The sequence below is a fragment of the Marinobacter sp. ELB17 genome (assembly GCF_000169375.1).
In the GTDB taxonomy this organism is placed as follows: Bacteria; Pseudomonadota; Gammaproteobacteria; order Pseudomonadales; family Oleiphilaceae; genus Marinobacter.
In genome coordinates this window covers 1-17,535 of the sequence record NZ_AAXY01000032.1, presented here as the reverse complement: position 1 = coordinate 17,535, position 17,535 = coordinate 1, and the positions used below count along the sequence as shown (strand labels likewise).

General features: G+C 56.4%; 14 protein-coding genes and 1 pseudogene. 13 read left to right on the top strand and 2 right to left on the bottom strand.

The features are described 5' to 3' along the window. Positions 1 to 5: 5 nt before the first annotated feature. Complete coding sequence (imuA, locus tag MELB17_RS20350; protein WP_007352236.1) at positions 6 to 695, bottom strand: translesion DNA synthesis-associated protein ImuA; 690 nt, start codon at positions 693 to 695, stop codon at positions 6 to 8. Between the two features lie 142 nt (positions 696 to 837). Here imuA and MELB17_RS20345 point away from each other — a divergent pair, with 142 nt between their 5' ends. The 6 genes from MELB17_RS20345 to MELB17_RS20320 all read left to right on the top strand — a co-directional run bounded on the left by MELB17_RS20345 (position 838) and on the right by MELB17_RS20320 (position 5,432). Beyond that, complete coding sequence (locus MELB17_RS20345; RefSeq protein ID WP_007352235.1) at positions 838 to 1,569, top strand: DUF429 domain-containing protein; 732 nt, start codon at positions 838 to 840, stop codon at positions 1,567 to 1,569. 13 nt (positions 1,570 to 1,582) lie between these two features. Beyond that, a complete protein-coding gene (locus tag MELB17_RS20340; protein WP_007352234.1) occupies positions 1,583 to 1,780 on the top strand; it encodes a CPXCG motif-containing cysteine-rich protein in 198 nt (65 codons plus the stop codon). A gap of 114 nt (positions 1,781 to 1,894) precedes the next feature. Further along, positions 1,895 to 2,107, top strand: a complete 213-nt coding sequence (locus MELB17_RS20335) for a hypothetical protein (RefSeq protein WP_036185723.1) — start codon at positions 1,895 to 1,897, stop codon at positions 2,105 to 2,107. Positions 2,108 to 2,302: 195 nt separating this feature from the next. Beyond that, positions 2,303 to 2,503 (top strand): DUF1656 domain-containing protein, encoded by a 201-nt coding sequence (locus MELB17_RS20330; protein ID WP_018403546.1) that lies wholly within the window; start codon positions 2,303 to 2,305, stop codon positions 2,501 to 2,503. A gap of 9 nt (positions 2,504 to 2,512) precedes the next feature. Further along, positions 2,513 to 3,373, top strand: coding sequence for an HlyD family secretion protein (locus tag MELB17_RS20325; RefSeq protein ID WP_007352231.1), 861 nt, complete (start codon positions 2,513 to 2,515; stop codon positions 3,371 to 3,373). A 1-nt stretch (position 3,374) separates the two neighbouring features. Further along, complete coding sequence (locus MELB17_RS20320) at positions 3,375 to 5,432, top strand: FUSC family protein (protein ID WP_007352230.1); 2,058 nt, start codon at positions 3,375 to 3,377, stop codon at positions 5,430 to 5,432. Positions 5,433 to 5,477: 45 nt separating this feature from the next. Here MELB17_RS20320 and ggt read toward each other — a convergent pair whose 3' ends face one another. Next, positions 5,478 to 7,298 (bottom strand): gamma-glutamyltransferase, encoded by a 1,821-nt coding sequence (ggt, locus tag MELB17_RS20315; RefSeq protein WP_007352229.1) that lies wholly within the window; start codon positions 7,296 to 7,298, stop codon positions 5,478 to 5,480. A 144-nt stretch (positions 7,299 to 7,442) separates the two neighbouring features. On the opposite strand from ggt, the gene purU reads away from it, so the two are divergent. The 7 genes and pseudogenes from purU (at position 7,443) to cmk (ending at position 17,399) form a co-directional block, all read left to right on the top strand. Next, a complete protein-coding gene (purU, locus tag MELB17_RS20310; protein ID WP_007352228.1) occupies positions 7,443 to 8,297 on the top strand; it encodes a formyltetrahydrofolate deformylase in 855 nt (284 codons plus the stop codon). Positions 8,298 to 8,424: 127 nt separating this feature from the next. Continuing rightward, positions 8,425 to 11,112 carry a DNA gyrase subunit A gene (gyrA, locus tag MELB17_RS20305; protein WP_007352227.1) on the top strand — a complete coding sequence of 896 codons (2,688 nt, stop codon included), beginning with the start codon at positions 8,425 to 8,427 and terminating at the stop codon, positions 11,110 to 11,112. 51 nt (positions 11,113 to 11,163) lie between these two features. Continuing rightward, positions 11,164 to 12,246 (top strand): 3-phosphoserine/phosphohydroxythreonine transaminase, encoded by a 1,083-nt coding sequence (gene serC, locus MELB17_RS20300; RefSeq protein WP_007352226.1) that lies wholly within the window; start codon positions 11,164 to 11,166, stop codon positions 12,244 to 12,246. A 2-nt stretch (positions 12,247 to 12,248) separates the two neighbouring features. Continuing rightward, positions 12,249 to 13,346 (top strand): prephenate dehydratase, encoded by a 1,098-nt coding sequence (pheA, locus tag MELB17_RS20295; protein WP_007352225.1) that lies wholly within the window; start codon positions 12,249 to 12,251, stop codon positions 13,344 to 13,346. A gap of 19 nt (positions 13,347 to 13,365) precedes the next feature. Then, complete coding sequence (gene hisC / locus MELB17_RS20290) at positions 13,366 to 14,490, top strand: histidinol-phosphate transaminase (RefSeq protein WP_007352224.1); 1,125 nt, start codon at positions 13,366 to 13,368, stop codon at positions 14,488 to 14,490. A 1-nt stretch (position 14,491) separates the two neighbouring features. Continuing rightward, positions 14,492 to 16,719, top strand: a pseudogene (locus MELB17_RS20285) (bifunctional prephenate dehydrogenase/3-phosphoshikimate 1-carboxyvinyltransferase). Next, positions 16,719 to 17,399: a (d)CMP kinase gene (gene cmk / locus MELB17_RS20280; protein WP_007352221.1), complete on the top strand. Its 681-nt coding sequence runs from the start codon at positions 16,719 to 16,721 to the stop codon at positions 17,397 to 17,399. The pseudogene MELB17_RS20285 and the gene cmk overlap by 1 nt, the downstream one beginning before the upstream one ends. Positions 17,400 to 17,535: the final 136 nt, after the last annotated feature.

The window sequence follows — 17,535 nt, the reverse complement described above, 5'->3', positions numbered from 1 at the left end:
AAGGGTTACCGGGCCGACTTGGGCCAGGGGCCCTTAACCACGCGGCTGGTTTCGGCCGCAGCCAGGCCAGCTCGCTGCGGCAACGGCAGTTCGCAGTGCTGGCCCGGCCAACTGCCGCGGCGTTTGAGTATTTTCACGTGCAGGCATTGGTTAGCGTCTGGCTGCAACTCAAGGCGCAGAGCCGCCGGCGAATTTTGCGCGGCATGGCAGCGTTCGCGAAACAATACGCACACGTTGCTGCCGGCTTCAGCGGCCAGCTGCAAACGCCGCACGTCGCGTAAAGCCAGCTTGCCGGGCCAGGCCATAACCAGCCCTGTGACCGGTGAGCGCAGGCAGTTTTCCAAGGTCCATAAAAAATCGCCGCTGTCCTGTGTGTGAATGACCACCACTTGGTCAAGGTCAACACCTTCACGCACCAGCGCCGGGGCATAAGGAATGTGCGGCGGGTTCAGCCAGAATACGGTTTTTTCGCTATGGGTCAGGCGCTGCATCAGTGGCAGCAGCAAATGCAGCTCGCCAATACCAGGTGTGTCCAGCAGGCATTCACTGAGTGCTCCCCGCGGCCAGCCCAGCCCGCCCAGCTGGTTATCCAACGCTTGGTAACCGGTAGATTCTGCCGGTTGACTGGTGTGAGCAGGCTGATGGCCCTGCCAAATACGTGCGCTTTGCTTCAGGGCGGATAGAAGTTCATTCATGGCTAAATCTCGAAGTACTGTTTATATATACAGTATTCTGAACAGGGCCAGATTTCAACCGCCAGGATTAAGAATTCGAATGACCGGGTCACCGTTTACAGTGGTAGTCTTAGCGTAAAATGAAAACTGGAAAGGCAATTTTATGGCAGTGATTGCAGGTGTCGACCTTGCCTGGCAGGGCAATCGCAACCCTACGGCTATTGCGGTAGGGCACGTTGCCGATGGCGCTATAGCAGTGACCGGCGTGTTTGAAAATCTTCACGGTTTTGACGCCGTTGCCAGTGCCCTGGATTCTATCGACAGTCTTCACGGCGTGGCGGTAGACGGCCCACTCATCATTCGTAACCAGAGCGGGCAGCGGCCCTGTGAGCGTGGTGTCGCGGTGGCTTATGCTGCGCGGAAGGCATCCTGCCACGCTTGCAATCTGACTCTGTTTCCCGCTTCCAACGGCGTGTTGCTAGGAGATCATTTGCACGCAGCCGGCTTTGGCCATGCAGCTGCACCCGGGCAAAAGTGGCAGCTGGAGTGTTATCCCCACCCTGCACTGATCGAAATATTTCAGCTTCCTGAGCGGCTGCTTTATAAAAAAGGCCAGGTAGCGGATAAGCGCCAGGGCCAGGCCCGGCTTGCCAGTTTGCTGCTTAGCCTGGCGCAGTCCCAAAGAATGATGTTGACCATAGGCCCGTTATTTTTACCCTATTTGGATACGCAGCGTATTCAGTCTTTGCGTGGTGCAGCTCTGAAGCATAACGAAGACGTATTGGATGCGATTGTTTGCCTGTATATTGCGGCTTTGTACCAGGCTGGGAACAGTGAACGGGTATTCGGCTGCACGGAACAGGGCTATATCTACGTGCCCCAGGGCGCATGCTGAATAAGGATGCTTTATGAACGAACTGACCGAAACCATGATCGGATGCCCCTACTGCGGTGAGTCTGTTGAGGTGCTGATTAACCCCGAAGACGCGCAGCAGTCATACATCGAAGACTGTCAGGTGTGCTGTAAGCCGATCACCTTTGTGGTGACAGAGGCAAACAACGGTGACTTGTCGGTGGCCGTGTACAGCGAGAACGACACTTATTGAGCCTTAAGGTGCATGATCAGTAATGCTAAACGGGGCGCTAGCAATGATTGACGTTGGGTGCGTCCTCGCCGATAGTCGGTTTTGAAAATCATTCACGTTAACCGGTACCTGCTGATGATAGACGACGATACATTGACTGCACTGAAAACCGCTTTTACCTTTATGCCGCAGCCGGTAGAAGTAAACCGCTACGATTACGGTGACGATGCCGAGCGGGTGCTGGCGCAGGTGAACTTTGTGCGTGAAGTGCTGGCCCACCACGGTACAGACCCGGACGAAGTGGCCGGTGACATCAATCCTGAATCGTCGCCGAATTCCTGCTACTAGGCTGGCGGGGCTTAATTGGCGTAAACCTAGTGGCTGGCCCTTTGCCACTGCCAATACCCTGATATAAGCACCGTGTCGAATGAGTTGTGAATGTACTGGCAAATGGCTATTGGTTTTCGCGTCCGATAGTTGTCCAATACACTCTTTGCTGGCAATACACACAGATTCCGCAATAATCGGGTGATAAAAACACGCATGTTTCATGAGCTGAGTTTAGGCGGAATGCTGTTCAGCCCTTTGGTAGTGCTGGGGCCACTGGCGTTTTTGATGACCATGGCCACTCGTTGGGTGCTGCACCGGCTGAACTGGAGGCGTTATATCTGGAAAGATGCCTGGTTCGATGTCGGCATTTTCGTGTGTTATCTGGCGCTGACTATTTACTGGGTGGGAGACTGAAGCGAGCTTATGGGAAAATTATTGCGTGTTGGGATTACCCTGCTGGTGGTTTTTGCCGCGATATTGGCCGGCAACTGGATATGGAATCACTATTTACATTCGCCCTGGACCCGCGATGGCCGTATTCGCGCAGATGTTATTACTATAGCGCCCGACGTATCCGGCTGGGTAACCCGTCTTGAAGTAAGCAACAACCAGCCAGTTAACAAGGGTGATTTGCTGTTTGTGATTGATGAATCCCGCTATCAGGCAAAAATTGCCGAAGCCGGCGCTTACCTGGCGCAAAAGCGCAGCGCCTGGGAATTGGCCCGGCATCAGTATCAGCGCCACGAAGGCTTGAGCGGCCGCCAGACTATTAGCGGCGAGAATCTGGAAACCTACCGCATTCAAACCGAGTCTGCCAAAGCCAGTTACGAGTTGGCTCAGGCTCAGCTGGCAACGGCTCGTATTGACCTGCAACGCACCCGGGTAACGGCGCCTGAAACCGGCACCGTTAGCAATCTCATCCTGAACGAAGGCAACTACGTAAACCAGGGCCAGCCGGTGGTGTCTCTGGTGCAGAAAAGCTCGTTTTACGTGACCGGTTACTTTGAAGAAACCAAGCTTCAGAAAATCCACGTTGGCCAAAATGCCCGGGTAACACTGATGAGCGGCGGTGAAATGCAGGGCAAGGTCACCAGTATTGCCCAAGGCATTGCCGACACCAGCGTTAGTAGCAACAGCCAGTTGTTGCCACAAGTGCAGCAGGCGGTGAACTGGGTACGCTTGGCCCAGCGCATACCGGTGGACATCACTCTGGACTCACTGCCGCCAAGCCTCAATCTTAGCGCCGGCATGACGGTTTCAATCTATCTCGAAACCGATCAGTAATATGCAGCTACACCCCTGGCTTGCACAGTTGCTGATGCCCGACAAGCACTCGGTGATTTTCGCCATCAAAGGCCTTATCGCCATGGCCATGGCGCTGTTCACCTCCATGTATTTGGGGTTGGAGCGGCCTTACTGGGCCTTGGTCGCCGCTATTTTTCTACAGATCCGCCCGGAAAGCGGGATGGTAATCGAAAAAGCCCTGTGCCTGATTCTGGGATCACTGCTGGGGGGTGCCGTCGGCATCCTGATACTGGCGTTGCTGATACCTTACCCGCTGCTGGCACTGGCCAGTCTGGTTTTGTGGGTGAGCCTGAACTCCGCGGCCGCGGCCATGGTGCACAGCAAAAACTTTATCTATGCCTTTGCCATGGCCGGCATGACCGCTGCTCTGGTGGTGATTCTGGTGATGGCCAATGCCGAAGCCGCCAGTAGCAAGGCAGTGTTTGATATTGCCCAGGCTCGTATCAGTGAAATCACCGTGGGCGCGGTGTGCGCCATGTTGGTCAGCAAGCTGCTGTGGCCAATGATGGTGAAAGACCAAATGCGCGACGACGCCCGCAAGGCTATTAACAGAACCTTGGAAAATCTGACCTTCGAGCTAGACCCGCAAAGCACCCACGACCAGCGCCACCAAAGCGCTGAGCAGATTCTGGAAACCCTGGTTGCGCTGGCAGACGACTCCAGCGCCGTGGTGTATGAAAGCCCGGAGGGTCCTGGGCGCAGCCGGGCTGCCAATCTGCTCAGCAACAAGGTGCTGTCGCTGGTAGCGCTGGCCCAGATTCTTGGCCGTTTCCATCGTAATCACGATGACCTGCTGTCGCCAGCGTTTCGCCAGATGCTGGATACCATGCGCACCCATTTTCGCCTGGTCGTTGCGACCGACAACTATGAAGAAGCCTACCGCCTGGCGCAGGCATTGCGACGACAGCTGCTGGAACAGCGTTCTGCGTTTGTAGATGAGTCTGCCATTGTTACCCGCCTGGCAGGCACGGCCTTAGAGCTGGCATCAGACCTGGCAGTGGTGTTGCGGGCCTACAACGCTCTGGAGAATCCCGACAGCACGCTGTTGAAAGCCCCCAAACTGTCCACTCATCGGGACCCTCTGTTTGGCGCCATCAATGGTTTTCGTACAGGCATGGTGTTTCTGTTTGGTGCCACCGTCTGGGTGACCACTGCCAGCCCCTCGGCCATTTTGATGATGATTATGCCAGTGGTGTTTTCGGTCACTTTTGCACGCTTTTCTTTAGCCTTTCTGAAGGTATTTCTCCGCCGCCTGCTATTGGGTGTGGTGGTCTCGGTACCGGCGGCGCTGGTGTTCGGGCTGGCACTGCTGTCACAAAGCAGTGGGGATTTTGAAATTCTGATACTGGTATTGGCTGGGCCTTATTACATTGGTCTAGTGGCGTTGGCCAGCCGCGAAACCTTGCCTTACGGCCTGGGTTTTTGCATTCCCTTCGCGCTGATCATCCAGCCTGGTAACGATATGACATTTAACGCCGCAGACGCCGCCAACAATGCGCTCGGCCTGCTGGTAGGTATTGGTGCGCTCTATTGGATATTTCAGCTGATTGCGCCGCCCGATAGCCACTTGATGAAGCGGCGGCTATTGCACGCAACAGCGCGAGATCTGGTGGATATAAGCAACCATCCCACGCCGGAACGCTGGTATAACGGCCGCATGGGCGAGCGCCTGCTGAGGCTGGCCAATTACGATCAGGAAAATAAACGCAGCGAACGCTTTATGACGGATCTGGGTTTTACCGGCCTTAACCTGGGGCACACGTCCATGCGCCTGCGTAAACTCGTTCGTAAGCGGCGCGGGCCGCTGGTAGATGCCGAGTTGCGTAATTGGCAGCAGGTGCTGGCAGATACCTATCTAATGAGTTCCCGTGGCGAGTTCAATCCCGGGTTTCGCGAAGCCAGTGACCGTTTGTTGCAGGCTGTACATTCGGTGGACTTGCCAGATCAACAAACGGTTATTATCGAGGGTATGTTCGAGCGCATTGCGCTCACATTTGAACGCACGGCTCGCACTGTGGCGAGCCTGACCAAAACCTGACGGACGTGTTTATGGCGTAATCGCTGTTTTGATTTTTTCCAAGGCTTAAAAACCTTGTGCCGATGACGTACTGCGCCTAGGGTCTGCGCCACCGTAAAGCGTGCCATCTTCGCCAATCATAATGCTCTGAATCGCGCCCATTGCCGAGTCAGTGACCACCGTGTGACCTTTGCTCTCCAGCAGCTTCACTGTGTCTGCACTAATGCCTTGCTCTATACGAATCTGATCTGGCAACCATTGGTGATGAATACGCGGCACACTGACCGCGCTTTGTATGTTCATGCCGTGGTCAATCACGTTCATGATTACCTGCAGAGTCGTGGTTATGATGCGCGAGCCGCCAGGGCTGCCGGTTACCAGAAAGTTGCGACCGTCTTTGCGAACCACTGTAGGCGACATGGAACTGAGCATGCGTTTGCCGGGTTCGATCTTGTTGGCTGCGCCGCCGATTAAACCGTAAGCGTTGGGTACGCCTGGCTTGGCGCTGAAATCGTCCATTTCGTTATTCAATAAAAAACCGGCGCCGGCCACGGTAATGCCTGAACCGTAACTGAAGTTGATGGTGTAAGTATTTGATACCGCATTACCCCAACGGTCTACTACTGAAAAATGCGTGGTTTCAGGGCTTTCATAAGCCGCAGGCTGCCCCGGTTTTATCTCGCTGGCCGGGCGGGCTTTTTCCGCTCTAATCGTGCCGCGTAACTCTTCTGCATAGCCCTTGCTGATTAATCCCGCCACAGGCACATCCACAAAGTCGGTGTCGCCTAGATATTGTGTGCGGTCGGCGTAGGCCAGTTTCATGGCTTCGGCCATGTAGTGAATGGCGCTGGCGGAGTTGTGGCCGAATTCCGCGATGGGGAACCCTTCCATAATGTTCAGAATCTGCACGATGTGAACGCCGCCGGAGGAGGGCGGCGACATGGAGTAAATGTCGTATCCGCGATAAGTGCCGTGTACCGGTGTGCGGACGACAGGCTTGTAGCCGGCCAGATCAGCCTCGGTAATCAGGCCGTCGTGCCGGGCCATTTCTTCAGCAATCAGACGCGCAGTTTCGCCTTTGTAAAAGCCGTCGGTGCCTTGGTCTGCGATGCGTTGCAAGGTTGCTGCCAGTTCCGGCTGGCGAAAGCGTTCGCCGGGCTGCCAGGCTGAACCGTCTTCTTTATAAAAGGTTTTCAGGGTGGCCGGCCAGAGGGTCATGCGCTCGCGGGCCTGCTCCAGCCCTTCGTTGAAGCGCCGCGGCACTATAAAGCCGTCACTGGCCAGCTTAATTGCCGGCGCCAAAGCCTGCTTCAGGCTGATGCTGCCGTGGCGTTCCAGAGCCAGAGCCAGCCCGGCCACAGTGCCGGGCACGCCTGCGGCTTTGTGGGTAAAGCGACTGCGGTTTTGTACCACGTTGCCATCGTCGTCCAGGAACAGATCTTCGGTGGCTGCTGCCGGCGCGGTTTCGCGGTAGTCAATGGCTTCCGGCGCGGCGCCATCACCCGGCGCTATCAGCATAAAACCGCCGCCGCCAATATTGCCGGAGCGGGGTTGGGTAACGGCCAGGGCGAAGCCGGCTGTAACCGCGGCATCCACCGCATTACCGCCGTCTTTCAATATCTGCAGCGCGACTTCGGTGGCCAGGGCGTGGCTGGTAGACACCATGCCCTGCGTAGCAGTGACCGGATTAAAGCGTTCGCCCTCTAGAATGGCATCGGCGTGGGCGCCGTAACTGACAGCCAGACTGGTGCTGATAACTATTAACCGGGCACTAACAGCCACCAACTTGGTGCTAATAGCAAAAGCACCCAGCACGGTGGCTTTTAGTCGCCCAGAGCGGGTGTTTGAGTCTGTTTTTGAATCGGGTGCCTGTAGGTGGCTGTGCATGCGTTAGCTCCTCGTTTCCAGCGTTCAGATACGCTATCATAACGCGTTATTTTCATTGGTGCGTAACGCCGTCAGCTTGATTTCAGGTTATGGCTTCCCCCCGACGTATCCGCTTTCCCGCGTTTGAGTTAAGGAAAGGCTTTCATGGAGCATACCTACCGTCTTGTGATTTCCTGCCCGGACGGGGTTGGAATTGTCGCTAAGGTGAGTAATTTTTTGTCCACCTACAACGGCTGGATAACCGAAGCTAGCCACCATTCCGATACCCACAGTGGTTGGTTTTTTATGCGTCACGAAATCAAGGCCAACTCGATTCCCTTTGGTCTGGAACAGTTTCGCGCAGCGTTTGCACCCATCGCCCGCGAGTTCAACATGAACTGGCGCATCACCGATTCGGCGCAGCCGAAAAAAGTGGTGTTGATGTGCAGCAAAGAATCCCACTGCGTGGCTGATCTGCTGCACCGCTGGCAGAGCAACGAACTGAACGTCGAAATTGTCGCGGTAGTGTCCAACCACGACGATCTGCGCCGCATGGTGGAATGGCACGACATCCCTTACCACCACGTGCCGGTCAGCAAAGACAATCGCGAAGAAGCCTTTGCCCACATTGAAGACCTGTTCGAGCAGCACCAGGTCGATGTGGTGGTGCTGGCGCGCTACATGCAGGTTCTGCCGCCGGAACTGTGCGCCAAATACGCGGGCAAGGTGATCAATATTCACCACAGCTTTTTGCCTTCGTTCGCCGGCGCCCGCCCTTATCACCAGGCCTACAGCCGTGGTGTGAAGCTTATCGGGGCTACTTGCCACTACGTGACTCAGGACCTCGACGAAGGCCCGATCATCGAACAGTCGGTGATTCGCATCACCCACCGCGATACCACTGACGACATGGTGCGCCTGGGCAAAGATGTGGAAAAAAGTGTGTTGGCACGCGGTCTGCGTTCGCATATCGAAGACCGCGTGATCACCCACGAAAACAAGACCGTAGTGTTTGATTAACAGTCGCCCTCAAGGCCCCGGGAAGGGTGCCTGTGTGGTATACTGCTTGGCTTGTCACAGAACTCATTAACGGGGCCAGAATCGGGCCCTGATACGATTTTCAGTTAACGCAAAGGAACCTTTCTCGATGGGTGAGTTAGCCAAAGAGATCCTGCCGGTAAATATTGAAGACGAGTTGAAGCAGTCCTACCTGGATTACGCCATGAGCGTGATTGTGGGCCGGGCACTTCCGGATGTGCGCGACGGCCTTAAGCCGGTACATCGTCGCGTACTGTTCGCCATGTCGGTGTTGAACAACGACTGGAACAAAGCCTATAAAAAGTCCGCCCGTGTGGTGGGTGACGTTATTGGTAAATACCACCCGCACGGTGACTCTGCGGTTTACGACACCATCGTACGTATGGCCCAGCCGTTTTCGCTGCGCTATCCGCTGGTAGACGGCCAGGGTAACTTTGGCTCCATCGACGGCGACAACGCCGCGGCCATGCGTTACACCGAAATCCGCATGAAGAAGATCGCCCATTCTCTGCTGGCCGATCTGGACAAAGAAACGGTCGATTTCGTGCCCAACTACGATGGCACAGAGCAGATTCCGGTGGTTATGCCTACCCGCGTGCCTAACCTGCTGGTCAACGGCTCGTCCGGTATTGCCGTGGGTATGGCTACCAATATTCCGCCCCACAACCTCACTGAGGTGGTGAAAGGCTGTTTGGCACTGATTGATGACCCAGACTTAAGCATTGATCAATTGATGGAGTTTATCCCCGGTCCGGATTTTCCCACCGAGGGCATCATCAACGGTCGTGCGGGCATTGTTGAGGCGTATCGCACCGGCCGTGGCCGAGTGTACATTCGCGCCCGCCACGAAGTAGAGCACGACGCCAAGACCAAGCGCGACGCGGTGATTATCACCGAACTGCCGTATCAGCTGAACAAATCGCGGTTGATCGAGAAAATCGCCGAGCTGGTGAAAGAGAAGCGCCTGGAAGGCATCACCGAGCTGCGTGACGAGTCCAACAAGGAAGGCATTCGCGTTGTTATCGAGTTGCGCCGTGGTGAAAACCCGGACGTGATCATTAACAACCTGTTCAAACAGACCCAGCTTGAAACCGTGTTCGGTATCAACATGGTGGCGCTGATTGACGGCGAACCGCGCATCCTCAATCTGAAGGAAATGCTGGACGCCTTCATACGTCACCGTCGCGAAGTGGTTACTCGTCGGACGATTTTTGAGCTACGTAAAGCCCGCGAGCGTGGTCATATTCTTGAAGGTCTGGCGGTTGCGCTGGCCAACATTGACGAGATCATCGCGCTGATCAAAGCCTCACCTTCGGCCGCCGAAGCCAAGGAAAAGCTGATTGCCCAAGGCTGGGGATCCGAAGACGTGATGGCCATGCTGGAACGCGCTGGTGAAGATGCCTGCCGTCCGGACGATTTGCCGGAAATTTACGGTTTACGCAATGGCAAATATCATCTGTCTCCGGAACAGGCCCAGGCGATTCTGGACCTGCGCCTGCACCGCCTGACTGGCCTGGAAACCGAAAAGCTGCAAAACGAATACCGCGAAATTCTGGAGCGTATTGCCGACTTGTTGGATATTCTGGGTAACCCGGAGCGCCTGATGCAGGTCATTCGCGACGAACTGCAAGCTATTGTGGAAGAGTTTGGCGACGAGCGTCGCACTGAAATCACCAGCTCCCGCCGCGATTTGACCGTGGCCGATCTGATTGATGAAGAAGAGCTGGTCGTCACCATTTCCCACAGCGGCTATGCCAAGACTCAAGCGGTGGAAGATTATCAGGCCCAGCGCCGTGGCGGTCGTGGTAAAGCGGCGACCTCTATGAAAGACGAAGATTTCGTAGAAAAACTGCTGGTGGCTAACTCTCACGACACTATTTTGTGTTTCTCTAACCGTGGCAAGGTTTACTGGTTGAGGGTATTTGAAATTCCGCGCGCCAGCCGTGCTTCACGCGGCCGCCCGATGGTGAACATTCTGCCGCTGGACGAGGGTGAACGTATCACCACCTTCCTGCCGGTTAGGGACTACCCGGAAGATCAGTTTGTATTGATGGCAACATCAGCCGGTGTGGTCAAAAAGACCCCGCTGCCAAACTTCTCCCGCCCACGCAGCAGCGGCCTGATTGCGCTGTCGCTGGATGAAGGTGACACCCTGATTGGCGCGGCGATCACCGACGGCAGCGCCGAAATCATGTTGTTCTCCACCGCCGGCAAAGCGGTGCGCTTTAAAGAAGAGGCTGTGCGCCCGATGAGTCGCACCGCACGGGGTGTACGCGGTATCCGTATGGCCGAAGGCCATCACGTGGTGTCGTTGATCATTCCACAGGATGACGCCGTATTACTGATGGCGAGCGAACACGGCTACGGCAAGCGCACCAACCTAAACGAATTTCCCACGTACGGTCGCGGCAGCCAGGGCGTTATCGCCATGCAGTGTTCTGATCGTAACGGCAACCTGGTGACCGCGCTGCAACTGTTCGACGGCGACGAAATGATGCTGATCTCGGACAAGGGCACGCTGGTTCGTACCCGCACCGATGAAGTGTCTGTGCTCAGTCGCAACACCCAGGGTGTGCGCCTGATCAAACTCAGCCAGGAAGACGAACGCCTGGTGGGTGTAGAGCGCATTGCAGAAACCGACGCCGAAGAGATCATCGGGGAAGACACCGAGGTTGAAGGTGTCACGGGTGAAGATGCATCAAGTGAGCAAAGAAATCTGCAAGAAGGCGGCGAAACGCTTGACGGCAACAGCACCGATGCAGACGATAATGGCGACGCGGATGCCGGCGACGAATAAGTCGCCGCAGCCGGCACACTGAATCAGCAAGACGCGAGAGACCACAGCAACATGAGCAGGGCGTATAATTTTTGTGCAGGCCCGGCAACCTTGCCGGAACAGGTGCTGCGACAGGCACGGGAAGAAATGCTCGACTGGCGCGGTACCGGCATGTCGGTCATGGAAATGAGCCATCGCAGCGACGAGTTTGTTGAAATCGCCGAAACTGCCGAGCAGGATGTGCGTGATTTGGCTGGAATATCAGACGATTACGCCGTTCTTTTCATGCAGGGCGGTGCCTCTAGCCAGTTTGCTACTGTGCCCCTGAATCTGCTGGGTAACTCAGCCTCCGCTGATTACGTGAACACCGGTATCTGGTCCGAAAAAGCCATCGCTGAAGCCCGCCGTTACGGCGACGTGAATGTGGTGGCCAGCTCTGCCGGGTGCGGTTTTACTACCGTGCCCGATCAGGCCGGCTGGAACACCCGTGCTGATGCCGCTTACCTGCATTACACGCCCAATGAAACCATCGGTGGCCTGGAGTTTGATTTTGTTCCCGACAGCGGCAAGGTGCCTTTGGTCGCGGACATGTCATCCACCATGCTGTCACGCCCCGTAGACGTCTCGAAATTCGGTCTGATTTACGCCGGCGCGCAGAAAAATATCGGTCCTTCCGGCCTTGTGATTGTCATCGTTCGCAAAGATTTGCTGGGTAAAGCCCACGCGAAAATCCCGACCATGATGAACTATCAGGTGATGGCCGATAACGCCTCTATGTTCAACACGCCGGCGACTTACTCCTGGTACCTGGCGGGTCTGGTTTTCAAGTGGCTGAAAGATCAGGGCGGCGTAAACGCCATAGGCGAGCTCAACGCCCGCAAAGCGAAAAAACTTTACCACTTTATTGACACCAACCCGTTCTACTCCAACCCCATTGACCCGCGCTTCCGCTCCTGGATGAACGTGCCCTTCATTCTTGCAGACGATGCTCTGAACAGCGCTTTTTTGAAAGGTGCTGATGAGCGCCAGCTGCTGAACCTGAAAGGTCACCGGTCAGTAGGCGGCATGCGAGCCAGCATCTACAACGCCATGCCGGAAGCCGGCGTAGACGCACTGATCGCCTATATGGCGGAATTTGCCAAGGAGCGCGGTTAACTATGAGCGATGAGCAAGCTCGATTGGCGGAACTGCGCGACGAAATAGACAGTATTGATCAGCAGATCATGAAGCTGATCAGTGCCCGTGCCCGCTGCGCCCTAGAAGTGGCCCGTGTAAAAATGGCCGCCAATCCGGGGCAAGATGTGGTTTTCTACCGCCCCGAACGCGAAGCCCAGGTACTGCGCCGTATTATCGAACAAAACCCGGGGCCGTTGCCCGGCGAGGAAATGGCGCGCTTGTTCCGCGAAATCATGTCGGTGTGCCTGGCCCTTGAAAAACCCATGCACATTGCCTTTTTGGGGCCATTGGGTACCTTTACCCAGGCCGCTGCGCTCAAGCACTTTGGCCACTCGGTGGTGAGCGTGCCCATGCCTGCCATTGATGCAGTGTTCCGCGAAGTGGAATCCGGGGCTGCGCACTACGGCGTGGTGCCAGTTGAGAATTCTACCGAAGGCATGATCAACCACACTCTGGATATGTTCATGTCGTCGCCGTTGAAAATCTGCGGCGAAGTGCAACTTCGCATTCACCACCACCTGATGGTGGCGCCGCAGCACGACGGCCAGGAAATCACCCGAATTTACTCGCACCAGCAGTCGTTCGCCCAGTGCCGCCAGTGGCTGGATACCCACCGCTACGGCATCGAACGCATCAGCGTTTCCAGCAACGCTGAGGCGGCGCGCCGTGCTGCCGCAGAGCCAGGCGCCGCAGCCATTGCCGGCGATATGGCGGCAGAGCTCTACGGTTTGGTCAAGCTGGCAAACAGCATTGAAGACCGGCCCGACAACACCACCCGTTTTCTGATTATTGGCCGCGAAGCGGTTACCCCCAGCGGTCACGATAAATCGTCAGTGCTGGTGTCTATGCGCAATAAGCCGGGCGCCTTGTATCAGTTGTTAGAGCCGTTTCACAGCCACGGCATCAGCCTGACTCGCATTGAAACCCGGCCCTCGCAAACGGGCACCTGGGCCTATGTGTTCTACATCGATTTTGAAGGCCATATGGACGACGAGCCCGCCCGTAAAGTATTGGCCGAAGTAGATGTAGAAGCGGTAGAACTCAAGCGTTTGGGGTCTTACCCCATTGGTGTGCTTTAACCCGCTTTAAGGATAAATCATGGCGATTGATTACCAGAGTCTTGCAGTATCCGGTGTTCAGGCGTTATCGCCGTATCAACCCGGAAAACCGATTGCAGAGTTGGCGCGCGAGCTGGGCCTGAATCCGGCCGACATCATCAAGCTGGCCAGCAACGAAAATCCACTGGGCCCCAGCCCGAAAGCCGTGCAGGCCGCGCAAAAAGCGATGGGCGAGTTGTGCTTGTATCCAGACGGTAACGGCTTTGATTTGAAGCAGGCCCTGGCTAAGCGTTTTACTGTAGAAACGTCACAACTGACCCTGGGCAACGGCTCTAATGACCTGCTGGAAGTGATCGCCCGTTGCTTTGCCAGTGCTGATGACGAAGTGATCTATTCCCAGTACGCCTTTGCCGTTTACCCGATTGTTACCCAAGCGATTGGCGCACGGGGCGTGTGCGTTCCAGCGCAACACTGGGGGCATGATCTGAATGCTATGGCAGAGGCGATTACCGATCGCACAAAACTGATTTTTGTGGCCAACCCCAACAACCCCACAGGCACGGTGCACGGCGCTAAAGCCCTGAAGGCGTTTATGGACAAAGTGCCCGCGCGGGTGCTGGTGGTGTTAGACGAAGCCTACTGCGAATACATGCAAGGCGAGGATGACGCCGACGGCTTGGTGCTGTTGCCCGATTATCCCAATCTGATTGTGTGCCGCACTTTTTCCAAAGCCTGGGGCCTGGCGGCGCTGCGCATTGGTTACAGCATCAGCTCTGCGGCCATTGCCAACATTCTTAACCGGGTGCGCCAGCCGTTTAACGTGGGTAGCGTGTCTTTAGCAGCGGCTACGGCGGTGTTGGGCGACGAAGCTTATCTGGATGAAACACGCAGGGTGAACAGTGATGGCCTGGCTCAGCTTAGCGCTGCTTTTGATGCCATGGGACTGTCGTATATTCCGTCTACGGCCAACTTTATTGCGGTAGACGTGGGTGAGCAGGCCATAGATGTTTATCAGGCGCTTTTGGCGCACGGCGTGATTGTGCGCCCCGTCGCCGGTTATGGCATGCCGCGACACCTGCGGGTGTCGGTGGGCCTTGCGAAAGAAAACGCGCGCTTTATAGAGGCCCTATCCCAGGCGCTGGTTGCGTCCGGGCAGGGCGCTTAACATGCCTGTAGCTCAGCCTCTGTTTCAGCGCGTTGCGGTGATTGGTCTGGGGCTGATCGGCGGTTCGTTGGCTGCGGCCCTGCGCGAAAACAAGCTGGCGGAAGAAGTGGTGGGTTTTGACACCCGCGCCGACGAACTGGCCCTGGGCGTGGAGCTGGGTGTGATCGACAGCGCTGCAGAGTCTGCTGCGCAGGCGGTCAGCGGAGCTGATCTGGTGGTGTTGGCAGTGCCAGTAAAAGCCACCCAGTCGGTGTTGCGGGAAATACAACCGGCGCTGAACGGCGATGCCATTATTACCGATGTGGGCAGTACGAAAAGTGGATTTGTAAACGATGTGCGCGCGGTTTTGGGACACTTGCCGGCAACGGTGATACCCGGCCACCCCATTGCCGGCTCGGAGAAAAGCGGCATTCGGGCGGCGAATCCACAGCTGTTCGCCAAACACAAAGTCATTCTGACGCCTGCGGACGATGCTTGCCCGCAAGCCTTGGGCAAAGTAACCGCCATGTGGCGTGCCTGCGATGCTAACGTGCTGACCATGGCCGCGGAGCATCATGACGAGGTGCTGGCCGCCACCAGCCATCTGCCTCATCTTATCGCGTTTTCCCTGGTGGATACCCTCGCTGGCGACGACCAGAATATGGATATATTCCGTTACGCGGCCGGCGGATTCCGTGATTTTACCCGCATTGCTGCCAGCGATCCGGTTATGTGGCGTGATATTTTTCTGTCAAATCGCGACGCTGTGCTGCTTACGATTGACCGGTTTACCCAAGATCTCGACCAACTGCGTTCGGCCATTGCCGACCAGGATGGAGACACTTTGCTGCGGGTTTTTACTCGTGCCAGAGCTGCTCGCGAACACTTTCAAAAATGCTCTCAGGACAGGCCTACGTGACTAACAATACAGAACATCAGGTGACCTTCCGGGCCCAGCCCGCCGGCCCAATTGTGGGAGATATTCGGGTGCCGGGCGACAAATCCATGTCGCACCGCTCCATTATGTTGGGTGCCTTGGCCGAGGGCATTACCGAAGTGAACGGCTTTCTGGAAGGCGAAGACAGCCTGGCCACGGTGCAGGCGTTCCGCGATCTGGGTGTGACCATTGAAGGCCCCGACAATGGCTTCGTGCGCATTCACGGTGTTGGCATGAACGGCTTGCAGGCGCCGCGCGGGCCCATTTATCTAGGCAACTCCGGCACAGGGATGCGGCTGTTTTCTGGTTTGCTGGCGGCTCAGGCGTTTGACTCCGAACTGGTGGGTGACGCCAGCCTTACCAAGCGGCCGATGGGCCGGGTGGCCGACCCGCTGCGCGCCATGGGTGCGGTGATTGATACGGCCGAAGGCGGGCGGCCACCGCTGAAAATTCGCGGCAGCCAGCCACTGACCGGAATTCACTACGACATGCCGGTGGCCAGTGCCCAGGTAAAGTCTTGCCTGTTACTGGCCGGATTATACGCCGATGGCGTCACGTCAGTCACCGAGCCTGCGCCCACGCGTGACCATACCGAGCGCATGCTGGAGGGTTTTGGTTACCATGTGTATCGCGCTGACGCGACCTCCAGCGTCAGCGGCGGCGGCAAGCTGGTTGCTTGCAATATTGATGTGCCGGCCGACATTTCGTCCGCGGCGTTTTTTCTGGTAGCCGGCAGTATCGCGCCAGGCTCTGACCTGACATTGCGCCACGTCGGAATGAACCCCACTCGTGTCGGGGTGATTAATATACTGCGGCTAATGGGTGCAAACATTGACGTTAGTAACGAGCGCGCGATTGGCGGCGAGCCGGTGGCGGATGTTCGCGTGCGTTACGCCCCACTTAAAGGCATCGACATTCCTGAAAGGGAAGTGCCGCTGGCCATCGACGAGTTTCCGGTCCTGTTTATCGCTGCTACCTTCGCCGAAGGTCGCACCACGCTGCGTGGTGCGGAAGAACTGCGGGTTAAAGAAAGTGACCGTATTCAGGTAATGGCGGACGGTTTGGCAGCGGTAGGCGTTAAAACCACGGTCACCCCCGACGGCATCATCATCGATGGAGGCCAGGCCATGACCGGCGGTATTGTTAACAGCCACGGCGACCATCGCATTGCCATGTCGTTTGCGGTGGCCTCATTGCGTGCAAAGGGCGAGATTGTCATCAACGACTGCGCCAACGTCGCAACGTCGTTCCCCGGTTTTGTCGAACTGGCGCAGCAGGTGGGTATGAATATCCAAAGCCAGGGAGAGGTCTGATGGGTGTGCAGCCGGCAGCGGTTATTACTGTGGATGGCCCGGGTGGTTCCGGTAAGGGTACTATTACCCAAATGCTGGCTCGCAAGCTGGGTTGGCACTTGTTGGACAGCGGCGCTCTTTATCGTTTGACCGCATTGGCGGCCGAGCGCCAGGGTGTGGCGTTAGACAACGAGCCCGCTCTGGTAACGGTGGCAGCCAGTCTGGATGTCACTTTTGAACCTACACCCCCCGGGGAGCCCGCAAAAGTGTTGTTGGCTGGTGAGGATGTAAACGCGGCGATTCGCACCGAACAGTGTGGCAACAACGCGTCCAAAGTGGCGGTGATGCAGTCGGTTCGAGATGCTCTATTGCAACGTCAGCGTGATTTCCGTCAGGCGCCAGGTCTTGTCGCCGACGGTCGCGATATGGGCACAGTGGTGTTCCCGGACGCACCGGTAAAAATCTTTTTGACGGCCAGTGCTGAAGAACGGGCGCAACGCCGTTTCAGCCAGTTGCTGCAAGCCGGCGTCGATGTTAGTATTGCCAACGTTTTAGAAGAGATTCGGGTACGTGATGAACGGGATATGAATCGTTTAGCTGCCCCGCTTAAGCCCGCGGATGATGCGCAAGTCATTGATTCCACAGGGTTAAGCATAGAAGAGGTGTTAGACAGGTGTATGGCAGCAGCAGGCCAGGCCTGACGGCACTTTTTTGCCATTGGAAATCCGGGAACAGCACAATCTGCCAGCCCCAGGCTGATTCCGGACTTAATTAACAGACCGTGTTGCTGGCGGCACGAGATACTTGCGTTGAACATATAGGACTCATAATGAGCGA